The sequence below is a fragment of the Catellatospora sp. NPDC049609 genome (assembly GCF_040675365.1).
Classification (GTDB): domain Bacteria; phylum Actinomycetota; class Actinomycetes; order Mycobacteriales; family Micromonosporaceae; genus Catellatospora.
Map to the genome: position 1 here is coordinate 1 of NZ_JBFAOU010000109.1, position 26,346 is coordinate 26,346.

A 26,346-nucleotide genomic window follows, 5' to 3' on the forward strand; every position below is an offset into this window, starting at 1 on the left:
ACGAGTTTCACTTGTTTGTGACTGTATTACAGACGTGTGCTCTACCTATCGGCCGCCCGCTGTCAGCGGGCGGCGCCTTCTCGTGGAGCGGGGAGGCGGATCAGGCCTCTTCGCCCTGCAGGTTGCGCGTCACGTTCGGGTCGACCGGGATGCCGGGGCCCATGGTGGTGGTGACGAACACCTTCTTGAGGTACTTGCCCTTGGACGCCGACGGCTTCGACCGCAGGACCTCCTCCAGCACCGCGGCGTAGTTGTCCACCAGCTGCTCAGCGGTGAACGAGGCCTTGCCGATGATCAGGTGCAGGTTGGAGTGCTTGTCCACCCGGAAGGTGATCTTGCCGCCCTTGATGTCGGCCACCGCCTTGGCGATGTCCATGGTGACCGTGCCGGTCTTCGGGTTCGGCATGAGGCCGCGCGGGCCCAGGATCCGCGCGATCCGACCGATCTTGGCCATCTGGTCCGGCGTCGCGATCGCGGCGTCGAAGTCCAGCCAGCCCTCCTGAATACGGGCCACCAACTCGTCGGTCCCGACGGCGTCGGCGCCGGCGGCGGTCGCCTCGGCGGCCTTCTCGCCGGAGGCGAAGACGATCACGCGGGCGGTCTTACCGGTGCCGTGCGGCAGGTTGACCACGCCGCGGACCATCTGGTCCGCCTTGCGGGGGTCGACGCCGAGGCGCATCGCGACCTCGACCGTGGCGTCGAACTTGACCTTGGTGGTGTCCTTCGCCAGCTTGATCGCCTCGACCGGGGTGTACAGCTTGTTCCGGTCGATCAGCTCAGCGGCTTTGTTGTACGTCTTGCCGTGCTTCATTTCAAGATCTCCTGTGGTTGTGTCGAGCCCGGATCCGGGCCCTCCCACGACGTTGTTCAACCGTCAGGCGGCGGGCGCCGCGAGCGGCGTTCAGTCCTTGACGGTGATGCCCATCGACCGGGCGGTGCCGGCGATGATGCGCTCGGCCATGTCCAGGTCGTTGGCGTTCAGGTCGGACATCTTCTTCTCGGCGATCTCGCGCACCTGGGCGCGGGTCACCGAACCGACCTTGGTGGTGTGCGGCGTGCCGGAGCCCTTGGCGACACCGGCGGCCTTGATCAGGAGACGGGCGGCGGGCGGCGTCTTCAGCACGAACGTGAACGAACGGTCCTCGTACACGCTGATCTGGGCCGGGACGATGTCACCGCGCTGCGCTTCGGTCTGGGCGTTGTACGCCTTGCAGAACTCCATGATGTTCACGCCGTGCTGGCCCAGCGCCGGACCGACCGGCGGAGCCGGGGTGGCCTGGCCGGCCTTCAGCTGCAGCGTGAACGTCTTGACGAGTTTCTTCTTCGGAGGCATGTCTACTTCCTGGGACTTGTCGACCCGCCCGGTAGGCGGATCAGGTGGTTTACACCGGACCGGCCGGTGCGTATCGCGCGCACGGTCATACGCGCACAGCACAGGCCGGACGTTCTAGGTTAGCGCATACTCGCGGGCGCCGATCCGGGGAGGTGGCCGCACCGGCCCGAACGTGACCGGAACGACTCGCGGCGGGCGCCCCGAGGGGTGCCCGCCGCGATCACACGTTCACTCAGATCTTGGCGACCTGGTTGAAGTTCAGCTCGACCGGGGTCTCGCGGCCGAAGATCGAGACCAGCACCTTGAGCTTCTGCTGGTCGGCGTTGATCTCGGAGATGGTGGCCGGCAGCGACGCGAACGCGCCGTCGGTCACGGTGACCGAGTCGCCGACCTCGAAGTCCAGCACCCGGACCTCGGCCTTGGCCTTCTTCGCCGGGCCGCCCGGCTGCTCGACCGCCGGCAGCAGCCACTTCAGCACCTCGTCGAGGCTGAGCGGCGCCGGGCGGTCGGCCCGGTCCGTCGCGCCGACGAAGCCGGTCACGCCCGGCGTGTTGCGCACGCAGGAGTAGGACTCCGGCGTGAGGTCCATGCGGACCAGCAGGTAGCCGGGGAAGACCTTGCTCTGCACCTGGGTGCGCTTGCCGTTCTTGACCTCGACCTCTTCCCGGGTCGGCACCTCGACCTGGAAGATGTACTCCTCCATGTCGAGGCTCGTGATCCGGGTCTCGAGGTTGGTCTTGACCTTGTTCTCGTAACCGGCGTACGAGTGCACGACATACCAGTCGCCGGGCGCGAAGCGCAGCTTCTGCCGCAGCTCCGCCGCCGGGTCGAACTCGTCGTCAGCGGGCTCCGTAGCGAGCTCGGGCTCCTCGGTCACCGCGACCGCGGAGGTCTGCTCGGTGTCGTCGGTGTGAACCGTCTCGTCGTACTCAGGCACGTAGCTCGCTCACTTCCCTAGTCTTACTTCGGATCACCGAAGACGAACAGCACACCCTTGGCCAGGCCGAGGTCCAGCACGCCGACGTACGTCATCACCGCAGCGAGGAACACGATCACCACGGCGGTGTAGGTCAGCAGCTCGTTGCGGGTCGGCCAGATGACCTTACGCAGCTCGGCGACGACCTCGCGGACAAACCGTCCGATCCGGCCGAAAAAGCCCACCTTCTCGGCCTTGTCAGCGCTCTTGATCGCACGCGCGTCCTTGCCGTCCGTGACCTTGCGCGCCTTGGTCGCGGTGCCGTGGCCCCCGGAGACGGTCTCGTCGTCATCCTGGGCGTCATCGTCGACAGCGTCGTCGAACACGTCGTCAACGTGCTCGGCCGCGGCGTCCTCGCCACGTCGGTTGCTCTCGGCCACTTCGCCCTACTTCCATCTCGCGGGGTGGTGTCGGCATCGTGCAGGGACACGATCCCGTGTGCCCAACGCAGTCGTAGCGAGGAGCACCTGTTCTGGCCCGCCCCCTGTGGGGCCGATGCGGGCCATACGACCATGGTGCGCGGTCGGCGGTCGTCATGACAACCGGTGAGCCGCCTCACCAGGATCGCCCACCGCGGGCCGGCAGGCCAAAGCCGCAGGGGCGACAGGACTCGAACCTGCAACCTGCGGTTTTGGAGACCGCTGCGCTGCCAATTGCGCCACACCCCTGTGCGGGAAGATCGCCCCACCGGCGCCCGAGAGCCACCGGCGGAGTTCAACAACCCCACGGCCGACCAGTGTACGGGTAGACGGGCGAGTGGGCCAACTGGCTCTCCCTATTTTCTCTCGCCGCCGCCCGAACCGCTGCCGATCGCGCCGTCAGATCTGTTTGATCACGGCTCTGGCCTGCGCCAACACCTTCTCGCCCGCGCAGATCGCGGTGAGGTCGAAGGTGACGAGCCCGTCCTCCGACACGCTCTTGACCACCGCGGTGAACTCCACCTCGGTGCCCTCGTCGGTGTCCGGCACCGGCACCGGACGGGTGAACCGCGCCTGGATGTCGAGCACCGCGTCGGCCGAGCCGGCCCAGCCGGTCGCGGCCCGGCCCGCCAGCGCCATGGTGTACATCCCGTGCGCGATGACGCCCGGCAGGCCCACCCCGACCGCGGTGCGCTCGCTCCAGTGGATCGGGTTGAAGTCGCCGGAGGCGCCCGCGTAGCGGATCAGGTCGGCCCGGGTCACCCGGAACGTCTGCAGGGGCAGCTGCTGCCCTTTCTCGAACGCCATCTCACTCACCTTGCCCTCGTACGACGAGCTTGCACACGACCGTGACCACCGGCTCGCCGGCCGGCGTGGCCAGCTCCGCCCGAGTGGTGAGGAAATCGTGCCCGCCCCGGTGGGTGACGTCGTCGATGCTGCTGACCACGACGAGCTCGTCCCCGGCCACGATCGGACGGCGGTAGGCGAAGCGCTGGTCGCCGTGGACCACCCGGCTGTAGTCCATGCCCAGCTCGGGGTCGGTGACGATCTGCTCCATCGCGGCGAAGCTCAGGATGATCGGGAAGGTGGGCGGGGCCACCACGTCGCGGTAGCCGGCCTTCTGTGCGGCCTCCACGTCGTGGTACAGGGCGTCCTGGGCGCCGATCGCGGCGGCGAACTCCCTGATCTTCTCGCGCCCCACCTGGTAGGGCTCGGTCGGCGGATACGTCCGCCCGACGAATGACTGGTCCAACGGCATACCGGAGAACCTATGCCAGCAGGGGGCGGCCCGATGGGCCGCCCCCTGCTGGGAACGTCTGCTGGAACCGCTGAGGTCAGCGGGTTTCGCGGTGCGCGGTGTGCTTGCCGCAGCGCGGGCAGAACTTCTTCAGCTCAATCCGATCCGGGTCGTTACGCCGGTTCTTCTTGGTGATGTAGTTCCGCTCCTTGCAGTCCACGCACGCCATGGTGATCTTTGGACGTACGTCAGTCGCCTTGGCCACGGGAGTGCCTTTCCTAGAACAGCTGCTTGAGTTACCGGCTTGCCAGAATAGACGCGGTCCATCCAGACATGCAAAAAGGGTCGCCGTGGCGATCCTTACACCGCTCGGCCGCACTCGGCCTGCGATCTAGCGTTGGCTGACGGCACGCGTCAGGATTCAACACAACGTAGCGGTGGCCGGATTTGAACCGGCGACACAGCGATTATGAGCCGCTTGCTCTGCCAACTGAGCTACACCGCTGGGCGGTTCTCCCGATGGATGCACCGGGAGTCCGGTCGAGCCCCCTTACGGAATCGAACCGTAGACCTTCTCCTTACCATGGAGACGCTCTGCCGACTGAGCTAAGGGGGCGTGCTCGCTGCCTGGTGGTTTCCCACCTCGCCGCGCGCCTTGGTAAGAGTACACAACATCGGCGCTCTCGCGAAATCGGGTTCCGCGTGGCGCGGCGGCTGTGTCTCAGCCCACCGCGCGCAGGCGGCGCACCTCGCCCAGCGGGGTCGGCTCGGCGTCGGTCTGGGCGCCCAGCCAGGCCTCCAGCCGCTCGTACGGCAGCGGCCGGCTGAACAGGAAGCCTTGGCCGATGTCGCAGCCGATCTCCTCCAGCAGCTCCAGCGTCAGCTCGCTCTCCACGCCCTCGGCGACCACGCTCAGCCCGAAGTGCCGCGAGATGTCCACGACGGCCCGCACGATGGCCAGGTCGCCCGGGTCGGTCGCCATGCCCTGCACGAACGAGCGGTCCACCTTCACCTCGTGCACCGGCAGGCGCCGCAGGTACGACAGCGACGAGTAGCCGGTGCCGAAGTCGTCCACCGACAGGTGCACGCCGAGGTCGTAGAGCCGGCGCAGGGTGGGCAGCAGCCGGTCCACGCCGTCCACCACGCCGTCCTCGGTGATCTCCAGGGTGAGCCGGTCGGGCGAGACGCCGTACTCCTGCAGCAGCTCGTCCACCCGGTCCGGGAAGCCCGGGTCGACCAGGGTGCGCGGGGACAGGTTCACCGCCACCGACAGCGGGCGGCCCGCGTCGACCCACTGCCGGGCGCGCCGCAGGCCCTCCCGCAGCACCACCTCGGTCAGCCGGGACAGCTGGCCGGTGTGCTCGGCCACCGCGACGAAGTCCTCCGGCTGCACCGCGCCGTGCGTCGGGTGCTCCCAGCGGGCCAGGCACTCCACGCCGACCAGCCGCCGGTCCCGCAGCGTGACCTTGGGCTGGAAGTACACCTCCAGCTCGCCGTTGTCGAGCGCGCGCCGCAGGTCGCCGGCCAGCCCGAGCCGGCGCACCGAGCGCGACTCCAGCGCCAGGTCGAACAGCTGCACGCCGCCCGCCAGCGACTTGGCGGCGTGGGTGGCCACGTCGGCGCGCTGGATCAGGGTGGCCGGGTCGGAGCCGTGCTCCGGGTGCATGCTCACGCCGACCGCGGTGTCCACGTCGAGGGTGAGCGAGCCGAAGGTCATCCGGTCCTGCAGGCGGCGGCGCAGATCGGCGGCCAGCTCCAGGGCGGCCTCCGCGTTGGGCAGCCGCAGCGTCACCACGAACTCGTCGCCGCCGACCCGGCCCACCAGCGCCGCGGGCGGCGACTGCGAGCGCAGCCGGGTGGCCACCTCGGCCAGCAGCTGGTCGCCCGCGGCATGGCCGAGCGAGTCGTTCACGTCGCGCAGCCCGTCGACGTCGAACATCAGCACCGCGACGACCTCGCCCGGCGCGCGTACGCGTACCGCCTCCTCCAGCGCCTGGCTGATCCGGCGGCGGTTGGGCAGCGCGGTGAGCGCGTCGTGGTACGCGTCGAAGCGGAGCCGGTCGACGAGGCGGTTGTTCTCCACCGCCGCCGCGGCGTGCGCGGCGACCGCCTCCAGCAGCCGCACGTCGCCCTGGCCGAAGCTCAGGTTGTCGCCGAGCCGGCCCGCCACCTCCAGCGTGCCGATCACCGCCGAGCTGGCCCGCAGCGGCACCACGATGGCGTCCTTGCTGCCGAAGTCGCGCAGCTGGGCCCGCAGCTGGTCGTCGCCGAGCTTGGCGCTCACCGCGACGGTCTGCCCCGTCTCCACCGCCTGCTTGCGCAGCGACTCGGGCGAGCCCGCCACGTCCAGCAGGCCCTTGTCGTCGGGGCGCGAGCTGAGCAGCACCTCCGGGTGGCGGCCCTGCGCCGGCAGCCAGAGCGTGGCGTACTCGGCGCCCAGCAGCCGCCGCACCCGAGCCAGCAGCACGTCGGGCAGGGTGCCGTCGTGCGGTGTGTCGGAGATGGCACCGGTGAGGTCGTAGATCTCGGTCAGCGTCCGGTGCTGGTTCATCGACCCCGCGTAGCCGCGGTACGCCATGATGAAGAAGACCAGCAGCACGGCGAGCAGCACGTACGCCGCCGGGCCCTGCTGCAGGATGAGCAGCACGGTCAGGCCGATGGTGGTGTTGAAGACCGCCACCACGACACCGGGCAGCACGGTGGCCGCGAGTTCCTGCGGCGCGAATCGGCCCTGCACCAGCGTGATCACACCGACCACGCCCGCCACGCCGACGAGCATGGCTGCCAGCACGGCCACGACCAAGACCAGCCAGCTGCGCGGATCCTCCGGGCGCATCGGCCCGCCCTCAAGGACCACCAGGTTCGCCACGGCCGTGCTCGCGCCCATGAGCGTGATGTTGAAGGCCGCTTTCACCGGCACGGTCTTGCGGCGCCACTGCGCCAACGAATAGACCGCGAGCCGCACCAGGATCAGCGTGATAGGCGGCAGATAGCACAGGGCCAGCAGGAACGGGATGTCCGCCAGGGTGAGGATGACCGAGTGCCGGCGCACCTCGAAATGCAGCACGGTCATCTCGGCGGCGAGGAAGACGCCGAAGAAGATCAGGCCGAGCCACCACTCACCCAGCGGCTGCGGGGACTGCGCCAGCGTGAGCGCGCTCAGACCGAGGGTCAGCAGCGCCATCGGCCCGGTGATCAACCAGGAGAGCTCGGGCGATCGCTGGACGCGCCGGTCGGTTCTCGCCAATGCCGTTCGCCCAATCCATTCGCGGTGTCGACCCTAGCCGAGCGGGCTCAGCCCCACTCGAAGGTGCGCTCCTCCAGGCCTGTGTCCTCGATCTCGTCGTCGGAGCTGTAGGTGGGCGCAAACCCCCACTCGAAGGTGAGGGGCGTGGTCACCACCTCGCCGTTGCCGAGCGGGCTCCTCGCCGCGGCGGGGGAAGCCGCGAAGGTCACTGCTGCCGCACCAAGGATCGCGATGACTGCGCCTCGACCCACCAGGGCGCATATTTTGCTCTTACGCATCGTCGACTCCACGGGACAGCGGAACACCAGGGGACTGTCATGGATCGTGCCACAGTCGCGGGCATCGGAGGAAGCCCGGAGGGCGTGCCACGCCGCCGACACGCGGAATTCTAGCCGTTCGGTGGTGATTCGGTAGGCCGGGCGAACCGCCGCCCCGGCCTGCAGGAGCACGAGTCATCACTGTACGTCCCGACGCCGCGTCCGGATAGTCTTCTGGCGGCGTTCGAACACGTGTACGATACCCGCCATGATGCGACTGGTTGAGCACCGATGGAACGGCACGACCGCGAGCTACCGACGGCAGGACGTGTTCCTGCGCGTCAACCCGGCGGGCCCCTGGGAGGTCGAGCACCGCCAGCACGGCAAGTCCGTGATGCGGGAGTACGCCACCGAGAGAGAGGCCCGGCGCGTCGCCGACGGCCTGTGTGCGCAGGGAGAATGGCGAAACCTGGAGCACCTGCACCGCTGAGTCCCGGCTCAGGCAGCCCACCGCGCCACCGCGAGGCGCGGTCCGGCCCGCCGATCGCCGGGGCGGCGGCCCGCTCGCGACGGCCCCGCCGTCCACGGACGCCGTTCCCCACCCGCCTCGGCACCCTTCGCATCGCCTCGCCGGGCTCCGGCAGGCACCCAAGACCACCCGTCCGGGTGACCACCGCACCCGGCACCCGTCGGCGCGCTTGTTGCAATTCGCTGGCAACAACAGCAGACTCGCAACTTGTGAGCCGTGGACCCGCTGTCATCGTCGAGGTCATCGCCCTGTCCGCGCAGGCGGGCACGCTGCACTACCGCGACCTGCGGACTCCCGTCACCGGCGGCGCGCACCCCGACGACGTCGCCCGGCAGCTCGTCGGCCTGTCGCCCTGCACCGAGGGCGGGCTGCTCCACTCCACGTCATGGCGCGTCGAGGGCGGCGCGGTCGTCCTCACGTACGCCGCACTGCCCGACCTGCGGCCCGAAGGGACCCGGCCGGTGCAACTGGACGCGGTCAGCACCGGCAGCCATCCGCTGACGCCCAGCCCGCTCGTGGTCGAGCTGGACGCGGTCGCCGCGCACGCCTGTCGGCACCTGGCGATGCTCGCGGTCACCGACGCCACCGTCGAAGCCGCCGCGCGGCGGCTCCCGCAGCTGTGGGAGCCGATCGGCAAGCTCGCCCCCGGCCTCGCCGGAGCCCTGACCGCCGTCGCCGTGTGACGCCCGCGCGCTGGAAGCGGTGGCACGCACCAGGTGCGCCCTGCCCCTGACACCGCGCGCAACGATCGGCTGGCGGAGCCACCGATGCGGGCGGCCGTCGCGGCGAGTCGACGACCCGGCTCAGCCGGCGACCAGCGCCGGGAACGCCAGCGAAACGCCGCAGACTGGCCGACCGGACACGCCACTACAACGGCTTCGACCGGGTTGCGGCAGAACTGGCCAGACGTCGGCGGTCATCCTCGGCGCCATGATCACGCACGCGCCCGGCGGTGACGGGCGACGCCGACGGTGCCGGCAAAGATCACGCAGCGCGGGCGGGGCCCTCACCGCCGCAGCGGGAGGACCTGGCCCGTCACTCCCCGCGAACGGCTCGTCAGACTGCCGCCCGCCCCGCCCTCGGGTCACCCGGCACCGCGGCGGCCTGCGTCGGCATTGCTGCCGCCCGGCCGTTGAGTCTCCCCGGCGCTGTCACCGCCGTCGACGCTAGTCGCGCCGGAGGGTCGTGGTGCCCGTCCCGATGACGAACGCCTCTCCGATGAAGTAACTCGGGTCCATGCTCAAGTCCTCCAGCGCATGGCGGAAGTGCTTGGTGTCATCGTCGGCGCGCAACTCCTGGGCGAGCACTCTGAACTCCTGCTTCGGCCCATCCCACGTCACGCTCCGCCCCAGGTCCAGACCATGGGACGTGCTGAATTCGTAGTAGCCGTCCTCGACGACCGCCGGCCCGTCGGCAAGGAGCCACCAGGGAGGACTGCCTTGCGCTCCGCTGGGGAGAACATCCGGTGGCCCCTCGGCAAGCCGGGCCTCGAACAGATAGGCCTTGCCTTCCTCCGCGCTGGGCGCCTTGCCTCGGACGCTGATGGCATCCAGCGTATTGGCCCTGACCTGCTCAGATGCCCGGATTCGCGGACAGGGCGCACGCCGCTGCTCCAATGCGGTCAGTGCCCATCCGGCTTGCCCGGGACGGAAACACGACCATGGGGACTCCGCCCAAACCTCGACCCGGCAATCGGGGTTCAGCAGCACACGTCGCACGGTCTGACCGCTTCCGCGCGGGCCCGGGATCACCGCCCCGGCCCGTCGCAGCGGCGGTTGCCGGATGTCATCCGGGCGGGACCTGGTCGATCACGTTGGGGTGCACTTCGGTGCCGCGAGGGAAATCCTGGTAGACGTCCTTCGAAGGGTCGCGACTGCTGCGGCTGCGGCTTCGTCGTGCCCCGGTGAGAACCATGAGGGCGATCAGCACTGCCCCGACGACCAGAACACAGAGCAGTACTTCCATGTCCGCAAGGTAGTGCCACCCGACCACCGCCGCTGCGATGACCGATCTCAACCGGGCTCCCGCCGCTACGGCTGGGCTCAGCCGGACTGGCACGAAAGAGCCCCTGACCGGTTCTGCTTGGTCAGGGGCTCTTTTGCTGCTGGTGGCGGGTAGAGGATTCGAACCTCTGTAGCTTTCGCGACGGATTTACAGTCCGCTCCCATTGGCCGCTCGGGCAACCCGCCTGGTAACAGCGTGCCAGCACCGCCGGGGCGGCGTGGCTCGATAAGGATAGCGGTACGCCCGCACCGGTGCGCAACCGGGTTGGACCATGAGCACGGCGCGCCGCTGGATCTGCTAAAACGGTACGCATGGCAGCTAACCCGTCGTTCGACATCGTCAGCAAGGTGGATCGGCAGGAGGTGGACAACGCGCTGCACCAGGCCGAGAAGGAGATGGGCACCCGGTTCGACTTCCGTGACACGGGGGCGTCCATCACCTGGGCCGGCGAAGAGGGCGTGACGCTTCAGGCGAACACCGAGGACCGGGTGCGGGCCGCGCTCGACGTCTTCAAGGAGAAGCTGATCAAGCGGAACATCTCGCTGAAGTCGCTGGACGCAGGCGAGCCGAAGGCGTCCGGCAAGACGTACAAGATCGATTGCAAGATCATTCAGGGTATCGACCAGGAGAAGGCCAAGGCGATCTCCAAGGCGATCCGGGACGAGGGCCCGAAGGGCGTGCAGGCGCAGATCCAGGGCGACCAGCTCCGGGTCACCGGCAAGAAGAAGGACGACCTCCAGGAGGTCATCGCCTTCCTCAAGGCCGGCGACTTCGGCGTAGCCCTCCAGTTCACCAACTACCGGTAGCCGGACCGCGTGCCCCTGCGGTGCGCGGCCGACGCCTCAGCAAGCGCGACGAGCGCCGTCAACCGACCTTGACGGCGCTCGTCGCGTCATCGCGTCAGCTCAGCTTGATGGTGGCCGTGGAGTCGCCCGTGAGACCGTCGCTGAAGTTGAACACCAGGCCCTTGGCGTCCGTGTCGACCTCGAAGTCGACGGAGCCCCGCCGGCTCTTGCCCGCGGCGACGGTGCCGTCCAGCACGGCGCCGCCGTCGACCCCGGTGACCGTGATGTCGTACACCCGGTTCTTGTCGTCCTGCAGCTCGAAGCCGTGCATCAGCATGTAGAACTTGGCCGGGGCCGAGGTCAGGTTCGTGACCTCCACCTCCACCCGCAGCCACCGCTTGCCCTTGTCCGGCTGCAGGAACTCGCCGGGCTTCAGCGGGTCGGTGACCTTGTGCACCGCCACCTCCCAGTCGCCGACCTTGACCTGGTCGCCGACCTTGAACTCCTTGGCGGCCGTGGCCTCGCCGGTGCCGGCGGAGGCGGAGGCGCCCACCTCGCCGACCTTCTCCGGCTCGTTCGTCCCGCCGGCTCCGCAGGCGGCGACCATGGCCAGCGCGGCCGATGCCGCGACCACGCCGAGTGCGCGCTTGATGCTTGGCACGTGAAAATCCTCCCGTGTGACACTTGCGGCGAAACGTTATTGCGGGAGGATTCGCAAGATCAATGAGCCGTTGAGCTGCCAGAAATGGATCTTCGGCTACCCGCGGACCCAAAGGGTGAGCCGGCACTATCCACCTGTCCCGGACAGGCCGGAGCCGGCGTCGTGCTCAAACGATCATGACGGCTCAGGCGAAGGGGTCGCGGGCGAACTCGCGGAGGCGGTCGGCGACCACGAAGGAGCTCTCGGTGGCCTCGGTGCGGGAGCGGCCGCGGGTGATCGCGTCGGCGAGCGCGGTGAGCTGACCCGCGGGCAGCATGGCCAGGCCCGCGCCGCGCAGCGGCAGGGTGAGCTGGACGCCCGAGCGCGGGTCGGCGACCTGGAGCACCTGCACCCGGTGCAGGGTGCGCGAGTCGCCCGCGCCGACGGCCTGCAGCCGGCTGCCGCCGTTGACGATCGAGGTGGACAGGTCGGCGGTCTTGCTGGACAGGGCGCCGCGCACGGTGAGCACGGTGCCGTCGAGCCAGGCGGCGGTGCGCCATACCCGCAGCAGGAAGTAGACGGCGACGAGGCTGACGAGCAGGGCGCAGCCCGCGCCCGCGAGACCGATCACGCTGATTCCGGCGGCGATGTCGGAGCCGGGGTCGGGGGCCGGACCGGGGACGAGGTTGCCGTTGTCGTCGATGTGGAAGTCGCCGTCGCCGACCGTGGAGTTCACGGTGGTGCGGGCGAAGAACGACAAGCCGGACGCGAGCACCGCGAACAGCACGCTTCCGCCGATCATGAAGGCGGCCACGACGGTGGCGAAGATCTTGATGCCGGTGGGTACACCGATCGACAGAGCGAGTCTGGGCTGCGACATGGCGGGCAGCTTAGCGGGTTCCGACAACGCCGGAAGGCCCCGCGAAACCGCGAGGCCTTCCGTGAAACGGCACGTCAGCGCATGTACTGGATGGGGCCGGAGCTGGCCGCCATCGCCTCCAGGCGCCGGACCCGCTCCTCCATCGGCGGGTGGGTGGAGAACAGGGAGGCGAGGCCGCCGCCCTTCAGCGGGTTGTCGATCATCAGGTGGGCGCTGCTGGCGAGCTGGCCCTCGGCGGGCAGCGGCATCTGCTGCACGCCCATGTGGATCTTCTTGAGGGCGCTGGCCAGGGCGAGCGGGTCGTTGGTGAGCTGGGCGCCGGAGGCGTCGGCCTGGAACTCCCGGCTGCGGCTGATGGCGAGCTGGATGATGGTCGCGGCCATCGGGCCCAGGATCAGCATCATGATCAGCGCCAGCGGGTTGGGGCCGTCCTCGTCGTCGCCGCCGATCGGCAGGAACCAGGCGAGGTTGGCCAGCATGGTGATGATGCCGGCGAGCGCGCCCGCGACGCTGGAGATCAGGATGTCGCGGTTGTAGACGTGCGACAGCTCGTGGCCGATGACCGCGCGCAGCTCGCGGTAGTCGAGGATGCGGGTGATGCCCTCGGTGACGGCGACCGCGGCGTGCTGCGGGTTGCGGCCGGTCGCGAAGGCGTTGGGCTGCATGGTCGGGCTGACGTACAGGCGGGGCATGGGCTGGCCCGCCTGCTGGGAGAGCTCACGCACCATCTGGTACAGCTGGGGGAAGTCCGCCTCGCTGACCGGTTGGGCGCGCATCGAGCGCAGCGCGAGCTTGTCCGAGAAGAAGTAGCTCACGCCGTTCATGGCCAGCGACACGAGCACGGCGATGAACAGGCCCGCGCTCCCGCCGAGCCAGTACCCGACCGCCAGGATGATGCCGGTCAGCAGGCCGAGCAGTGCTGCCGTCTTCAGACCGTTGTGGCTGTGCATGCCTTCCCTCCGTCGATGGCGCGGCGAGGGGCCGCGCTAACAGGTGCAACCGGAGCTTCTGACATCCACCTTCCCGATTCGGGCTGGGAACATGCTGAAAATCAGCTTATCCGCAGGTGAAGACGGCTCTGCCCAGGCCGGGCGAGCGGCCTGGGCAGAGCTTTCGCGCGTGTTGGGTGAGCAGGCTCACCGCCAAGCGGTGACCGCCGCGTAGACGAGCTGCGGGGCCACGGTGAGCACGACGCCGGCCGCCGTGGCCAGCGCGAGCGCCGCCGCGGGGGCCCACGGCACGCGGGCGACCTCGCCGGGTGTGTCGGCGGTGCGGTAGAGCGCCGCGACGGGGCGCCAGTACACGGCGAGGCCGACGACGGAGATCAGGGCGACCAGCAGGGCCAGCCGGTAGGAGTCGACGCGCAGCAGCGCCTGCACCACGGTGATCTTGGCGAACAGCCCGGCGAGCATCGGCGGCAGGCCCGCCAGGCCGATCAGCGCGAAGGTCAGCGCGGCGGCCCGCCACGGCGCGCTCCGGCCCAGCCCGCGCAGGTCGTCCAGGCTGCCGCCGTCGGGCGCGCCCGGCCGCAGCGCCACCACCGCGCTGAACGCGGCGAGCTCCAGCACCAGGAAGAACACGGTGTACGCCAGCGTCGCGTCGAGCAGCCCCTCGGCCGGGGCGGTGAGCGCGAGCCCGGCGAGCCCGCCCAGCGGCGCGAGGATGAACCCTGCCTGCGCCACCGACGACCATGCCAGCAGCCGCACCGTCCGCCGCTGGCGCAGCGCGACCAGGGTGCCGACCAGCATCGACAGGGCGGCGAGCACGGCCAGGGTGATCCCGGCGGTGACGAACATGGTCTGGTCGTCGCCCGCGGCCCCGGTGGCCAGCACGCCGTCGACCACGATCACGATCGCGACGACGCCGCCGAGCTTCGAGGCGGTGGACAGGAACGCGGCGACGGGCACCGGCGCGCCCTCGTACGTGGCGGGCGCCCAGGCATGCAGCGGCACGGCGGCGACCTTGAAGCCGAGCCCGACCAGGATCAGCGCCAGGCCGGTCAGCGCGACCGGCCGCCAGTCGTCGCCCGCGAACAGCGGCGCCGAGACCAGGCCGCGCAGCTGCACCGTGCCCGAGGCCAGGTAGAGCAGCGCGGCGCCGAGCAGGGTCACCGCCGTGGCGACGACGCTGGTGGCGAAGAAGGTGACCGCGGCCGACGCGGCCGTGCCGGCCCGCCGCCGGTGCAGGGCGACCAGCGCGTACAGCGGGATGGTCAACGTCTCCAGGGCGACGATCAGGGTGATCAGGTCACCGGCGGCGGCCAGCGCGACGCCGCCGGTCATCGCGCAGGCGAACAGGAAGACCGTCTCCCCCGCGGGCGCGTCGCCGCGGCGCAGCGCCGGGGCGTAGAGCAGCAGCGCGCCCAGGGTCAGCGCGGCGATCAGCACGGTCACCAGCCGGGCGCGCGCGTCGTAGACGTACGCGCAGTCGACCGGCATGACCTCGGTGCCGCCCGGCGCGCCGAGCCCGGTGCAGAAGGTGCCGATCTGGCGCGGCTGCACCGCGAAGGCGGCCGCCGCGGTGAGCACCGTGCCGACCAGCGCGACGGCGTACGGCCAGCGCCAGCGGGGCTGGGTGACCAGGTCCACGACCAGCGCGGCGAGCGCCGTCCCGGCGGCGACCAGCAGCGGCAGCATCAGCTGAAGGTTCACGGTGCTCCCGTCGTCAGCGCGGACACCGCGCCCGCCGACAGCCCCAGCACCAGCATCGGCGCCACGCCGAGCAGCAGCGCCAGCAGCACCAGCGGGGACCAGGCGGCCAGTTCGGGGGTGCGGACCTCGGGCACCCCGGCCAGCGCCGCCGCCTGCGGGCCGTGGCTGACCCGGCGCAGCAGGCGCAGCAGGTACGCCGCGGTCAGCGCACCGCCCACGGCGGCCAGCACGGCCAGCACGATCCACAGCGTGCCGCCCCGCTGCACGGACGCGACCACGGCGAACGCCTCGCCCCAGAATCCGGCGAGGCCCGGCAGGCCGAGGCTGCCCAGCGCGGCGAAGCCGAGCACGCCCGCCAGCCACGGCTGGCGCTCGCGCAGCCCGCCGAGGTCGGCCAGCAGCCCGGTGTGCGCTCGGTCCTTGATCGCCCCGGCGAGGAAGAACAGCAGGCCGGTGAGCAGGCCGTGCGCGATGTTGCCGATGAGCGCGGCCTGCAGGCCGATCTGGCTCAGCGTCGCGATGCCCAGCAGCACGAAGCCCATGTGCCCGACGGACGAGTACGCGATGAGCCGCTTCAGCTCCGTCTGGCGCAGGCACACCAGCGACCCGATGAGGATGGCGGCGACGGCGAGCACGCCCAGCGCCGGGGCGAACGCGGCGGCGCCCTCGGGCGTCACCCCGACCCCGACCCGGATCAGCCCGTACGTGCCCATCTTCAGCAGCACCCCGGCCAGGATCACGCTGCCCACGGTCGGCGCCTCGGTGTGCGCGTCCGGCAGCCAGGTGTGCAGCGGCCACAGCGGGCTCTTGATCGCGAACGCGACCGCGAACAACCCGAAGATCCACAGCTGGGCGGTGTGCGACATGGCCGGCTCGGCGGTCAGGCGCACCATGTCCGCGGTGCCGGTCTGCACCACCACCGCGACCACGCCGACCAGCAGCAGCACCGACCCGGCCAGGGTGTACAGCGCGAACTTCAGCGCGGCGGCCTTGCGGGCCGGCCCGCCCCAGCCCGCGATGACCGCCGCCATCGGCAGCAGCACGATCTCGAACGCCAGGAAGAACAGCACCAGGTTGAAGGCGAGGAAGGTGCCGAGGATGCCCACCTCGATGACCAGCAGCAGCGCGGCCAGCACACCCGCCCGCTCCGGTCGCTGCCACATCAGGTAGCCGCAGCACAGCGCGGTCAGCAGCGCGGTCAGCACGACCAGGGGGTACGAGATGCCGTCGACGCCCAGGTGCAGCCGCAGGTCCAGCGCGGGCACCCAGGACCGGTCGACCTCGTGCCACAGCTGCGGGCCGCGCCCGCCGGCCGATTTGACCATGCCGCGGGTGTGCCACATCGGCACCGTCAGCAGCAGCGTGAGCACCGACGCGACGGTGGCGGCCAGCGCACCCGCCCGGCCGCGCAGCAGCAGCGCCGCGACCGCGCCGAGCAGCGGCACGACCAGCACCCCGACCAGCAGCACAGCAGACGTACTCATGCGAACACCACCGCCGTCACCGTCACCAGCACCGCACCGACCAGCACGCCGGCCAGGGCGCGGGGCAGCGCGGCCCGGTGCCAGGCGGCCAGCCCGGCGCCCGCGCCGGTGGTCGCCCGGCCGAGGCCGTTGACCGCGCCGTCCACCCCGGACACGTCCACCGCGGTGACCGCGCGGGCCAGCGCGCGTACCGGCCGGACCACCAGGCGGTCCTGCACCGTGTCCAGACCCAGCCCGCCCGCGAGGAACGGACCGGCCCGGCCGAGCACCGCCGCCGGGTCACCGGCGTCCGCGCGCCGCCAGCCCCACCAGGCCACGGCGACGCCCAGCGCGGCCAGCGCCAGCGGGAGCACCAGCTCGACGCCCAGATGCGCCAGCTCGTAGTCGGCGGCCAGGGCGCCCACGCCGAGGCCTGCGGCGGGCACCGCGAGCACCAGCAGCGGGGAGAGCATGGCCCAGCCGGGCTCGTGCCCGTGCACCGCCGCGTCGCGCGCGGGGCCGAAGAAGGTCAGCAGCCACAGGCGCGTGGAGTACCACGCGGTCACCGCCACGCCGAGCAGCGCCGCCACCCACAGCGCGGGCCGCTCGTGCACCGCCGCGACCACGGCCTCCTTGCTGAAGAAGCCCGCGAACGGCGGCAGCCCGACCAGCGCGCCCAGGCCGATCGTCATGGTCCAGAAGGTCACCGGCATCGAGCGGCGCAAACCGCCCATGCGCGACATCAGGTTGCTGCCGACGGCGTGGATGACCGAGCCCGCGCACAGGAACAGCAGCGCCTTGAACGCGGCGTGCGCCAGCAGGTGGAACATGGCCGCGTCGAGCGCGCCGACGGACAGCGCCGCCATCATGTAGCCCAGCTGCGACACGGTCGACCAGGCCAGCACCCGCTTGATGTCGTCGGCCGCCGTCGCGGCGAGCGCCCCGAGCAGCAGCGTCACCCCGGCCATCGCCGCCAGCACGGCCAGCGCCGTCGGCGAGGCCCCGAACACGGGGAACAGGCGCACCACGACGTACACACCGGCGGCGACCATGGTGGCGGCGTGGATGAGCGCCGAGATCGGCGTCGGGCCGGCCATCGCGTCCGGCAACCAGGTGTGCAGCGGGAACTGCGCGCTCTTGCCCGCCACGCCGGCCAGCAGGAGCAGCGCCGCCGTGGTGACCGCCGCCGGGCTCATCCCCGGCACCGCGTCCAGCACGTCCACGATGCGGAAGGTGCCCGCGTGCACGCCGAGCAGCACGATGCCGAGCAGGAAGCCCACGTCGCCGACCCGGGTCACCAGGAACGCCTTCACCGCGGCGCGGGGCGCTTCGGGCAGCGTGCGGTCGTGCGCGATGAGCAGGTACGAGCAGGCGCCCATCACCTCCCAGCCGACGAGCAGGGAGATGAGGTCGCCGGAGAACACCACCGTCAGCATCGCGCCGGTGAAGATCGAGATCTGGGCGGCGTACGGGCCGTAGCGGTCGTCCCCGGCCAGGTAGCCGACCGAGTACACCTGCACGCACAGCGCGACCACGGCCACCGCCAGCGCCATCAGCAGCGCCCGGGTGTCGACCAGCGCGGTGAGCGTCACGTCGAGGTCACCGAAGCGGGCCCAGCGGTAGGACACCCCGCCGCGCTCCTCGCCGGCCAGCGCCAGCACGGTCAGCACCAGTGCGACCGTCGCGCCGAGGATGCCCAGCGCGGCGGCGACCGGGCGGTTGCGCTGCGGCAGCAGCAGGCCCACCAGTCCGCACAGCAGGGGCGCCAGCACCAGCGTCGCGATCATCGCAGCTCCCCGTCGAGCGCGGGCTCAGGCCGGGCGGGCGCCGGGTCGACCGACCGCGCCTCGTCCAGCGGCACCTGGTCGATGTTGATGTCCTGGCGCAGCCGGAACAGCCGCAGCACCAGCGCCAGCCCGACGCCCACCTCCGCCGCCGCGATCACGATGACGAACAGGGCGAAGACCTGGCCGGTCAGGCGCTCGCGCAGGGTGTCGCCGGTGACCAGGATCAGGTTCACCGCGTTGAGCATCAGCTCCACCGACATCAGCACCAGCACCGCGTTGCGCCGCCGCAGCACGCCGTACACGCCGAGGCCGAACAGCAGCGCCGCGGTAACCAGCGGGATCACCGGACGGATCATCGGCCGGCCTCCCCCGGCTCGGCGGCGACCGCGTTCTCGCGGCGCGACAGCACGATCGCGCCGACCAGGGCGGCCAGCAGCAGCACCGACAGCACCTCGAACGGCAGCACCCAGTCGTGGAAGACCGTGTCGCCGATGCGCTCGGCGGTGCCCGGGACGGGCGGGTCGACCCGCATCCGCCCGAAGACCACGACGAACAGGGCGGACAGGCCGACCGCGGCCGCCGCGCCGAGCAGCAGAGCGGGCAGGGCGGGCCGGTCCAGGTCGGTGCTGCGCCCGATCGGCGCGCGGGTCAGCATCACCGCGAACAGCAGCAGCACCACGACGGCGCCGACGTAGATGAGCACCTGCACCCAGGCCGCGAACTCGGCACCGAGCAGGAGGAACTCCACCGCGATCGCGCCCAGCGCGACGACGAGCCAGAGTCCGGCGCGTACCAGCTGCTTGGTGGTCACCACCGCGACCGCCCCCGCCACGGCGACCAGGCCGGTCACCGACAGCAGGACGTCCATGAGCGTCACGAGGCGCTCGCGCGTTTGGCCACGGCGGTCTCCTCCTTCGACGGCTCACCGTTCGGGTCGTGCGGGGGCGGCGGCGGCACGGTCGCCACCCACTCCCCCAGCCGGTCCTTGTCGTGGATCAGGTCGCGGATGTCGTACTCGGCGTACTCGAACTCCGGCGACCAGTACAGGGCGTCGAACGGGCACACCTCGATGCAGATGCCGCAGTACATGCACAACGAGAAGTCGATGTCGAACCGGTCGAGGACGTTGCGCTGCCGCGGGCGCGCCGCGCCCGGCACCACGACCTCCTCCTTGTGCGAGTCGATGTAGATGCACCAGTCCGGGCACTCGCGCGAGCAGAGCATGCAGACCGTGCAGTTCTCCTCCCGCAGGGCGATCACGCCCCGGGAACGCGGCGGCAGCTCGGGAGCGACGTCCGGATACTGCTGCGTCGTCGACGGCGAGACCAGCGTCTTCAGCGTGACCGCCAGGCCCTTGCCCAACCCCGCGCCGGGAATGCTCATGCGCACCATCCTGCCCTCTCACCGGTCGGTGCGCGAGTACCGGTACGCACGGATGATCCGCTCGGCGTGGAGATCAGCTAGCGTGTGCCTGCTTTTACGGGGAGGAACCACCATGCGCAGAGGCGCGCTGACCGCTTTGGCCGTGCTGGCCGCGGCCCTCATCATCCCGTCGCCGTCAGCCCAGGGCGCACCCGCCCAGACCGCGCCCGCGCCCGCGCAGGTGGCCCCGACGGCGATGAGCAACATCACCGGCAAGATCACCGACGCGGCCACCGGCCAGCCCATCGCGGGCGCCTGCGTGACCGCCATGAGAAACGTCGGGCAGACGATGGGCCAGGTCTGCACCGGAGCCGACGGCCGGTACCGCTTCGACGGCATTTACGACTTCGGCGTCTACCTGCGTGCCGCCGTCGGCACGACGACCTGGTGGTGGCCGGGCTCGCTGGATCCGGTCTATGCGACGACGGTCGCCGCCTATCCCGGAGTGGCCCCGGTCGCCGACTTCGTCGTCGAGCGGCGGCAGGGCACCTTCCGCGGCTCGCTGACCCGCCAGGACGGATCTCCGGCGATCTTCGCGACCGCCGCCCTCTACCCCGTCGGCGCCGACAAGGCGATCACCTTCACCACCGCGCTCGACGGCACCTTCCAGCGGACCGGCGTGCCGGCTGGGCGCTACCACGTCGCCTTCAACGGCAGCGGCTACGCCACCCAGTGGTACCCGGCCAAGGCGACCCGGGCGGAGGCGACGCCCGTGGAGATCACCGAGGACGGCGCCGTCGAGATCGTCGAGCAGTTCCGGGCGGTCGACCCGACTCCGGTCGGCCCGGCGCTGGTCACCGTGCATGGCGTGGTCACCGCCGAACCGGACGGCACCCCGGTCGCGGGCGCGCAGGTCAGCCTTCACGGCTCCCGGCTGGAGCCGTTCGGGACCGTGCGCACCGACAGCACGGGCCGGTTCGCGTTCCCGGACATCCGGCAGGGGATCGGTATCCAGGTCAAGGTGAGCGCGCCGGGGTTCGCCACCACGTGGCTCCTCGACAACCCCGAACCGACTTCCACGTCCTTCGCGTCCACCACGCCACTCGCCTTCCGGCTCCGGCCAGGCGCCGGCCGGTTGACCGTCGTGGTCAAGGACGACGACGGGACGCAGGCCCCGCCCGGCATCACCGCGACGCTGTCGACCGTGGACGGTTCGTGGACCTACGCGCTGCCGCTCCGCTTCGACGGCACCATCGACCTCGCCGAGGTGCCCGCGGGCCGGTACCGGCTCCGGCTCGACCCCCGGGCCCTCGCGGGATTGCCGGTCCGCCCGACGCAGTGGTACCCGAGCAGTCCCGACAGCGCCGGCGCCGGCGTGATCACCATTCGCGACGGCGAGACCACGGTGGTCACCGAGTCGATGCTGCGGCCGGCCACGATCGAGGTCACCCTGCGTGACGGCCTCACCGGCGCGCCGATCTCCGGCGCGTGCGTCCAGATGTGGCGTGAGGTGTGCACCGACGTCGACGGCGTCTACCGCACCGAGCTGGACTACCAGACCGGGCCGTACACCATCAGCGCGACGCACGCGCCCACCCACTTCCCGGCACAGACGTCGGTGGTCGCGAAGGTGGGCGAGGTCACGAAGGTCACGCTGACCATGCAGCCGGGAGCTGTCATCGCGACGACGTACCGGGACGGGGCCATCAACCCGGACCCGGAGAACCCCGACCCGGTATGCGTGTACGGGGTGCGCGGCCGGTGGGGTGCGGAGAGCGTGACAGGCGTGGGCACGCCGGTGTGCGGGATGCCCGCCGCCGACGGCACGCTCCGGCTCGGTCCGTTCCCGTCGGGATGGGTACAACTATTCGTGCTGCCCCGAGAGGCCGCAGGCGCGCAGTGGCTCGGTTACCGCGGCGGCACCGGTGACCGCCGCACCGCCGCGGTGATCAACCTCACCGCCGGCGCCGTCACCAACGCACCGTGGATCGTCCCGGCGGCGGCGGGGAGCGTGCGGGCCGTCGTCCGGAACGTCGACACCGGCGAGCGGCTCGATCGGGTCTGCCTGGAAGCCGGGCCCGGCCTGGGCGGCTGCGGGGCCCAGCAAGAGGACGGCTACACCCTCGACGGCCTCGGCCCGTACCAGTGGACGCTCAGCTACGGCGGCAGCAGCGGACACCTGTGGGCACCGACCGGCTCGCCGGGCACGCCGCCGTCGGTGCCGATCGTCTCCGGCAAGACGGTGGTCGCCGACGCCCGCCTGACGTCCGGCACCCTGGTGCAGTCGGTCCACTTCGGCGGCCCGGCGGAGCCGTCGGCGTGGCATGTCGAGGTGTTCGACGCGTGGACCGGGGTGCTCCGCTACAGCGCGAGCGGCAACAGCTCGCTGTTCCTCCCGAGCAGCCAGCCCGTCGCGATCCGGATGACGTACGGCGGGAAGCGCTGCTGGGCCCATTTCACCTCCGGGCGGCGGCTGACGCCGTACTACACCGCCGGCACCGGCGTCATCGTCAACCTGACGCTGACGCCGGAAGCGAACTGCCTGCCCGGGGAACCGCCGCGGCTGCCCGCCCCGATCCGGGGCACGAAGGGCCCGGTCGTGGTCACCATGTTCGACCCCCTGCCCACCGTGCGCGGCGGCGCTCCCACCGTCGCCGGCATGGCCGCCGCGCCGAGCGTCACGGGCACCACGGCGACCTCGCCGTGGGGCCGCCCGACCGCCGGAATGATGGCGCGGGTCAAGCCCTGACCGGGCGCTGAAGCAGGGACGGGTGCGGGTGGGCCTGGGTCAGGGCCACCCGCACCGCCGTTCGTCGGCACCAGCCCCGGCGGGCTCCAGCAGCACGGCACGGCCTCCCTGACCCGAGTCCACGCGGACGCATCAGTCCGGGCGCCCGCTCGAACAGAGCAGGTGGGCCGTGCCGTTCTCCCCGCGGTGCATCCCTTGCCGGCCCCGCCTTCCCCACCGGTCGGCATGTGCGCACCGGTACGCACGGAGGATCCGCTCGGCGTGAAGATCAGTTAGCGTGGGCCCGTTCTCACGGGGAGGAACAACCATGCGCAGAAGCATGCTGACCGTGCTGGCCTTGACGGCCGCAGCCCTCATCATCCCGTCGCCGCCCGCTCAGGGCGCACCAGCCCAGGCCGCACCCGCGCGAGTGGCACCGGCGACCACCAACCACATCAGCGGCAAGATCACCGACGCGGCCACCGGCGAGCCGATCGCGGGCGCCTGCGTGACCGCGTCGAACAGCCGATGGCAGACGCGCGCACGTGTCTGCGCCGGCGCCGACGGCACGTACCGGATCGACGGGCTCTACCAGAACGCCGTCGTCTACCTGCGCGCCACCGTCGACACAACGACCTGGTGGTGGCCGGGATCGATGGATCCCGTCTACGCGACCCCGGTCAGCGCCGGCTATCCCGCCACCAACCCGGTCGCCGATTTCGCGATCGAGCGGCGGCAGGGCACCGTCCAGGGCTCGGTGACCCGCCAGGACGGGGCTCCGGCGATCTTCGCGTCCGCCATCCTCTACCGGGTCGGCGCCGACAAGCCGATCGCCTTCGCCACCGCGTTCGACGGCACCTTCCGGCGGACCGGCGTGCCGGTCGGGCAGTACCACATCGTGCTCGGCGGCAGCGGCTACAACACCCAGTGGTACCCCGCTGCGGCGACCCGCGCGGAGGCGACGCCCGTGGAGATCACCGAGGGCGGCACGGTCCCCATCGCCGAGCAGTTCCGGGCGGTGGAGCCGATTCCCGCCGTCCCCGCGCTGGTCACGGTGCAGGGTGTGGTCACCGCCGCACCGGACGGCGCGCCGGTGGCCGACGCGGAGGTCAGCCTCTACAGCCACCGCCTGGACCCGTTCGCGACCACGCGGACCGACGCCCAGGGCCGGTTCGCGTTCCCGAACATCCGCAAGGACATCGGCGTCCACGTCAAGGTGAGCGCGCCGGGGTTCGCCACCACCTGGAACCCCGACGACCCCGAGCCGTACGCCGCCGTGGCGGCGAGCGAGACGCCCCTCGCCATCAAGCTGCGGCCGGGCTCGGGCCGGTTCACGGCCGTGCTCAAGGACCACGACGGCACGACGGCGCCGACGGGGTTCACCGCGACGCTGTCGAGCCAGGACGGCTCGTGGAGCCACACGCTGCCGGTCCGCCTCGACGGCACCATCGACCTCGCCGACGTGCCCGCGGGCCAGTACCGGCTCCAGCTCGTCGACAGCGTCCCCGCCACGACACCGCGACCGGACCAGTGGTATCCGAGCCGGCCCGACAGCACGGACGCTGGGCTGATCACCATCACCGACGGCCAGACCACCGCGATCACCGAGTCGCTGCTCCACCCGATCACGTTCGAGGTGACCGTGCGCGACGCCCGCACCGGCGCGCAGATCTCCGACGCGTGCGTCACCTTCGTGCAGGAGGTGTGCACCGCCGCCGACGCCGACGGTCTCTACCGCACCGTGCTCGACTACCGGGTGTACACGTACTACGTCAAGGCGACCCACGCGCCGTACCACTTCATGGCGCGGACCCCCGTGATCCCGAGGGCGGGCGAGATCACGAAGGTGACGGTCACGATGGAGCCCGGCGCCGTCATCGCTACGACGTACCGGGACGGGGCCGTCAACCCGGATCCGGAGGGCCTGGGCTCGGTGTGCGCCTACCTGATTCAGGGCCGGTGGGGCATGGACAAGCTGGGCGGCGTGCAGGTGTGCGCGATGCCCGCCGCCGACGGCACGCTCCGGTTCGGCCCGCTGCCGTCGGGCTGGGTGCAGCTGTTCGTCCTCCCGCGCGGCGAAGCGGGTGCGCAGTGGCTCGGTTACCAGGGCGGCACCGGCGACCGCCGCAACGCCGCGCTGATCAACCTGAAGGCCGGGGTCGTCACCAGGGCACCGGACATCGTCCCGGCCCGGGCGGGCGTCGTGCGGGGCGTCGTCCGGAACACCGTCACCGGTGCGCCCGTCAAGGCCTGCGTGGAGGCCGGACCCCGAGTTCGGGCCTGCGCCGAACACGCCGAGACCGGTCCCATGCTCTACGGCCTCGGCCCGTATCACTGGCCGCTCAGCTACAGCGGCGACGGCTTCCCGCCCACGCAGATGACGGTCAAGGCCGTCTCGGGCCAGACGGTGTTCAAGGACGCGCAGGTGACGCCCGGCACGCTGGTGCAGTCGGTCCAGTTCGGCGGTCCGACGGCACCGAAGAGCTGGCAGGTCGAGGCGTTCGACGCGTGGACCGGGGCGCTGCTGAGCACCTCCACCTTCAACGGGCCGCTGCTCCTGCCAAGCACCAAGCCCGTCGCCATCCGGATGACCCACGACGGGCAGCGCTGCTGGGCGCACTTCACCGAGGGGCGCCGGCTGACGCCGTACTACACCGCCGGAAGCACCGCCATCGCCAAGCTGACGCTGACCCCGGGGACGAACTGCCTGCCCGGCGAGCCGCCGCTGCTGCCCGCCCCGGTCCGGGGCGCCAAGGGCCCGATGGTGGTCACCATGTTCGATCCGCTCCCGACCGTGCGGGGCGGCAACGCGACCGGCACCGGCACGGGCGTGGCGCCGAGCACGGCCGGCACGACGGTGACCTCGCCGTGGGGACGGCCGAGCGTCGGCATGATGGCACGGGTCAAGCCCTGACCCGACGCTGAGCATCGACGATGCGGGTGGTCCTGGGCCAGGACCACCCGCGGGCCGCTCAGGGCGAAGGTCCCGCCCCGGCCTGAGCCGCATCCACCGACAGAACGCCGCGTCGGGCACGCCGGATGGTCCGCTCGCCATCCCACGCCTGCCGACGGGTGCGTGTCTTCCCAGGAGGAACCATGCGCAGAGGCGCAGTGGCCGCGCTGGCCGTACTGGCCGCGGCCGTCACCATCCCGTCGCCCGCGCAGGGCGCGCCCGTGCCGGTCGCGTCCGCGCCGCAGCGCGTGGCGGAGACGGATGTCAGCCACATCAGCGGCAGGATCACCGACGCGGCCACCGGCGCGCCCATCGCCGGAGCCTGCGTCACCGCATTCAGCAGCAGCCAGCAGACCCTGGGACGGGTCTGCGCGGACGCCGACGGCCGGTATCGGATGGACGGCGCGCACGGGTCAGGCATCCTCCTGCGCGCCACCGCCGACACGCACACCGCGTGGTGGCCGCATGCGCAGGATCCGGTCCACGCGTCGCCGGTGAGCGCCGGCCCGGGCTGGGCTCCGGTCGCCGACTTCGCGATCGAGCGGCGGCGGGGCACCTTCCGGGGCACCCTGACCCGCCAGGACGGCGGACCGGCGATCTTCGCCATCGCCACGCTCTACCCGGTCGGCACCGACCAGCCGACCGCCTTCACCACCGCGTACGACGGCACCTTCCGGCGAGAGCTGCCGGTCGGGCGCTACCACGTCGCGTTCAGCGGCAGCGGCTACGCCACCCAGTGGCACCCGGCCGCGGCCGACCGGGCGGATGCGCTGCCCGTGGAGATCACCGAGGGCGGCACCGTCGAGGTCCGCGAACGGTTCCGGGCGGTCGAGCCGATCCCCGCCCACCCGCTCGTCACGGTGCACGGTGCGGTCACCTCCGCGGCAGACGGCGCGCCGGTGGCGGACGCGCAGGTCAACCTGTACGACCAGTGGCTGGACCCGGTGGCGGCCGTGCGGACCGACAACGAGGGCCGGTTCGCCTTCCCGAACATCCCGCAGGATGCTCTTATAGAAGTCAAGCCCGATGGAGTGCTTCGAAGTCGGCCTTGATCGCGTGATAGACCTCGCGGGCGAGATATCGCTTCAGGCAGCG

At 71.4% G+C, this 26,346-nt stretch carries 25 protein-coding genes, 4 tRNA genes and 1 pseudogene; 6 read left to right on the top strand and 24 right to left on the bottom strand.

Annotation, left to right across the window (positions count from 1 at the left end; all coding sequences use genetic code 11):
* Nucleotides 1-100: 100 nt before the first annotated feature.
* The 12 genes and pseudogenes from rplA to AB0J67_RS26085 all read right to left on the bottom strand — a co-directional run bounded on the left by rplA (nt 101) and on the right by AB0J67_RS26085 (nt 7,661).
* A complete protein-coding gene (rplA, locus tag AB0J67_RS26030) occupies nt 101-811 on the bottom strand; it encodes a 50S ribosomal protein L1 (RefSeq protein WP_363486076.1) in 711 nt (236 codons plus the stop codon).
* A 90-nt stretch (nt 812-901) separates the two neighbouring features.
* Nucleotides 902-1,333 (bottom strand): 50S ribosomal protein L11, encoded by a 432-nt coding sequence (gene rplK, locus AB0J67_RS26035; RefSeq protein ID WP_363486077.1) that lies wholly within the window; start codon nt 1,331-1,333, stop codon nt 902-904.
* 232 nt (nt 1,334-1,565) lie between these two features.
* Nucleotides 1,566-2,201: pseudogene (gene nusG / locus AB0J67_RS26040) on the bottom strand (transcription termination/antitermination protein NusG); the annotation flags it as partial.
* 92 nt (nt 2,202-2,293) lie between these two features.
* Nucleotides 2,294-2,689 carry a preprotein translocase subunit SecE gene (gene secE, locus AB0J67_RS26045; protein WP_363486078.1) on the bottom strand — a complete coding sequence of 132 codons (396 nt, stop codon included), beginning with the start codon at nt 2,687-2,689 and terminating at the stop codon, nt 2,294-2,296.
* Nucleotides 2,690-2,904: 215 nt separating this feature from the next.
* A tRNA-Trp gene (locus AB0J67_RS26050) sits at nt 2,905-2,977 on the bottom strand.
* Between the two features lie 150 nt (nt 2,978-3,127).
* Nucleotides 3,128-3,535 carry a MaoC family dehydratase gene (locus AB0J67_RS26055; RefSeq protein ID WP_363486079.1) on the bottom strand — a complete coding sequence of 136 codons (408 nt, stop codon included), beginning with the start codon at nt 3,533-3,535 and terminating at the stop codon, nt 3,128-3,130.
* Nucleotide 3,536: 1 nt separating this feature from the next.
* Entirely contained in the window at nt 3,537-3,986 is a 450-nt protein-coding gene (locus AB0J67_RS26060) for a MaoC family dehydratase N-terminal domain-containing protein (RefSeq protein ID WP_363486080.1), read from the bottom strand.
* A 76-nt stretch (nt 3,987-4,062) separates the two neighbouring features.
* Nucleotides 4,063-4,230, bottom strand: a complete 168-nt coding sequence (rpmG, locus tag AB0J67_RS26065; protein ID WP_018347744.1) for a 50S ribosomal protein L33 — start codon at nt 4,228-4,230, stop codon at nt 4,063-4,065.
* Nucleotides 4,231-4,397: 167 nt separating this feature from the next.
* Nucleotides 4,398-4,470: transfer RNA gene (locus tag AB0J67_RS26070), tRNA-Met, on the bottom strand.
* A 38-nt stretch (nt 4,471-4,508) separates the two neighbouring features.
* A tRNA-Thr gene (locus AB0J67_RS26075) sits at nt 4,509-4,581 on the bottom strand.
* Nucleotides 4,582-4,686: 105 nt separating this feature from the next.
* A complete protein-coding gene (locus AB0J67_RS26080) occupies nt 4,687-7,149 on the bottom strand; it encodes a sensor domain-containing phosphodiesterase (protein ID WP_363486081.1) in 2,463 nt (820 codons plus the stop codon).
* A 110-nt stretch (nt 7,150-7,259) separates the two neighbouring features.
* Nucleotides 7,260-7,661, bottom strand: a complete 402-nt coding sequence (locus AB0J67_RS26085; RefSeq protein WP_363486082.1) for a hypothetical protein — start codon at nt 7,659-7,661, stop codon at nt 7,260-7,262.
* Between the two features lie 76 nt (nt 7,662-7,737).
* Between AB0J67_RS26085 and AB0J67_RS26090 the strand changes: the two genes are divergently transcribed.
* A complete protein-coding gene (locus AB0J67_RS26090; protein WP_203741779.1) occupies nt 7,738-7,959 on the top strand; it encodes a hypothetical protein in 222 nt (73 codons plus the stop codon).
* Nucleotides 7,960-8,207: 248 nt separating this feature from the next.
* On the top strand, nt 8,208-8,681 hold the full coding sequence (locus AB0J67_RS26095; protein WP_363486083.1) for a hypothetical protein: 474 nt from the start codon (nt 8,208-8,210) through the stop codon (nt 8,679-8,681).
* 483 nt (nt 8,682-9,164) lie between these two features.
* Here AB0J67_RS26095 and AB0J67_RS26100 read toward each other — a convergent pair whose 3' ends face one another.
* From AB0J67_RS26100 to AB0J67_RS26110, 3 genes are all read right to left on the bottom strand, one after another.
* The gene (locus AB0J67_RS26100; RefSeq protein ID WP_363486084.1) at nt 9,165-9,707 is read right to left on the bottom strand and encodes a hypothetical protein; all 543 of its coding nucleotides are present in this window, start codon (nt 9,705-9,707) and stop codon (nt 9,165-9,167) included.
* Between the two features lie 76 nt (nt 9,708-9,783).
* Nucleotides 9,784-9,963, bottom strand: a complete 180-nt coding sequence (locus AB0J67_RS26105; RefSeq protein WP_363486085.1) for a hypothetical protein — start codon at nt 9,961-9,963, stop codon at nt 9,784-9,786.
* Between the two features lie 140 nt (nt 9,964-10,103).
* A tRNA-Tyr gene (locus tag AB0J67_RS26110) sits at nt 10,104-10,187 on the bottom strand.
* Nucleotides 10,188-10,313: 126 nt separating this feature from the next.
* On the opposite strand from AB0J67_RS26110, the gene AB0J67_RS26115 reads away from it, so the two are divergent.
* Entirely contained in the window at nt 10,314-10,808 is a 495-nt protein-coding gene (locus tag AB0J67_RS26115) for a YajQ family cyclic di-GMP-binding protein (protein WP_363486086.1), read from the top strand.
* Nucleotides 10,809-10,902: 94 nt separating this feature from the next.
* On the opposite strand, the gene AB0J67_RS26120 is transcribed toward AB0J67_RS26115, so the two are convergent.
* From AB0J67_RS26120 to AB0J67_RS26160, 9 genes are all read right to left on the bottom strand, one after another.
* Nucleotides 10,903-11,448: a DUF4352 domain-containing protein gene (locus AB0J67_RS26120; protein ID WP_363486087.1), complete on the bottom strand. Its 546-nt coding sequence runs from the start codon at nt 11,446-11,448 to the stop codon at nt 10,903-10,905.
* A gap of 184 nt (nt 11,449-11,632) precedes the next feature.
* Nucleotides 11,633-12,307, bottom strand: a complete 675-nt coding sequence (locus tag AB0J67_RS26125; protein WP_363486088.1) for a hypothetical protein — start codon at nt 12,305-12,307, stop codon at nt 11,633-11,635.
* A gap of 74 nt (nt 12,308-12,381) precedes the next feature.
* Nucleotides 12,382-13,257 (bottom strand): zinc metalloprotease HtpX, encoded by an 876-nt coding sequence (gene htpX / locus AB0J67_RS26130; protein ID WP_363486090.1) that lies wholly within the window; start codon nt 13,255-13,257, stop codon nt 12,382-12,384.
* A gap of 186 nt (nt 13,258-13,443) precedes the next feature.
* Nucleotides 13,444-14,943, bottom strand: a complete 1,500-nt coding sequence (locus AB0J67_RS26135) for a proton-conducting transporter membrane subunit (RefSeq protein ID WP_363486098.1) — start codon at nt 14,941-14,943, stop codon at nt 13,444-13,446.
* 11 nt (nt 14,944-14,954) lie between these two features.
* The gene (locus AB0J67_RS26140) at nt 14,955-16,442 is read right to left on the bottom strand and encodes an NADH-quinone oxidoreductase subunit M (RefSeq protein ID WP_363486091.1); all 1,488 of its coding nucleotides are present in this window, start codon (nt 16,440-16,442) and stop codon (nt 14,955-14,957) included.
* The gene (locus AB0J67_RS26145; protein WP_363486092.1) at nt 16,439-18,208 is read right to left on the bottom strand and encodes an NADH-quinone oxidoreductase subunit L; all 1,770 of its coding nucleotides are present in this window, start codon (nt 18,206-18,208) and stop codon (nt 16,439-16,441) included. Before AB0J67_RS26145 ends, AB0J67_RS26140 begins: the two co-directional genes overlap by 4 nt.
* On the bottom strand, nt 18,205-18,561 hold the full coding sequence (gene nuoK, locus AB0J67_RS26150; protein WP_363486099.1) for an NADH-quinone oxidoreductase subunit NuoK: 357 nt from the start codon (nt 18,559-18,561) through the stop codon (nt 18,205-18,207). Before nuoK ends, AB0J67_RS26145 begins: the two co-directional genes overlap by 4 nt.
* Complete coding sequence (locus AB0J67_RS26155; RefSeq protein WP_363486093.1) at nt 18,561-19,085, bottom strand: NADH-quinone oxidoreductase subunit J; 525 nt, start codon at nt 19,083-19,085, stop codon at nt 18,561-18,563. Before AB0J67_RS26155 ends, nuoK begins: the two co-directional genes overlap by 1 nt.
* A complete protein-coding gene (locus AB0J67_RS26160; RefSeq protein WP_363486094.1) occupies nt 19,082-19,591 on the bottom strand; it encodes an NADH-quinone oxidoreductase subunit I in 510 nt (169 codons plus the stop codon). The genes AB0J67_RS26155 and AB0J67_RS26160 overlap by 4 nt, the downstream gene beginning before the upstream one ends.
* 112 nt (nt 19,592-19,703) lie before the next feature.
* Here AB0J67_RS26160 and AB0J67_RS26165 point away from each other — a divergent pair, with 112 nt between their 5' ends.
* The 3 genes from AB0J67_RS26165 (at nt 19,704) to AB0J67_RS26175 (ending at nt 26,303) form a co-directional block, all read left to right on the top strand.
* Entirely contained in the window at nt 19,704-22,319 is a 2,616-nt protein-coding gene (locus AB0J67_RS26165; RefSeq protein WP_363486095.1) for a carboxypeptidase-like regulatory domain-containing protein, read from the top strand.
* A 307-nt stretch (nt 22,320-22,626) separates the two neighbouring features.
* On the top strand, nt 22,627-25,212 hold the full coding sequence (locus AB0J67_RS26170; RefSeq protein ID WP_363486096.1) for a carboxypeptidase-like regulatory domain-containing protein: 2,586 nt from the start codon (nt 22,627-22,629) through the stop codon (nt 25,210-25,212).
* A gap of 182 nt (nt 25,213-25,394) precedes the next feature.
* Nucleotides 25,395-26,303: a carboxypeptidase-like regulatory domain-containing protein gene (locus AB0J67_RS26175; RefSeq protein WP_363486097.1), complete on the top strand. Its 909-nt coding sequence runs from the start codon at nt 25,395-25,397 to the stop codon at nt 26,301-26,303.
* Nucleotides 26,304-26,346: the final 43 nt, after the last annotated feature.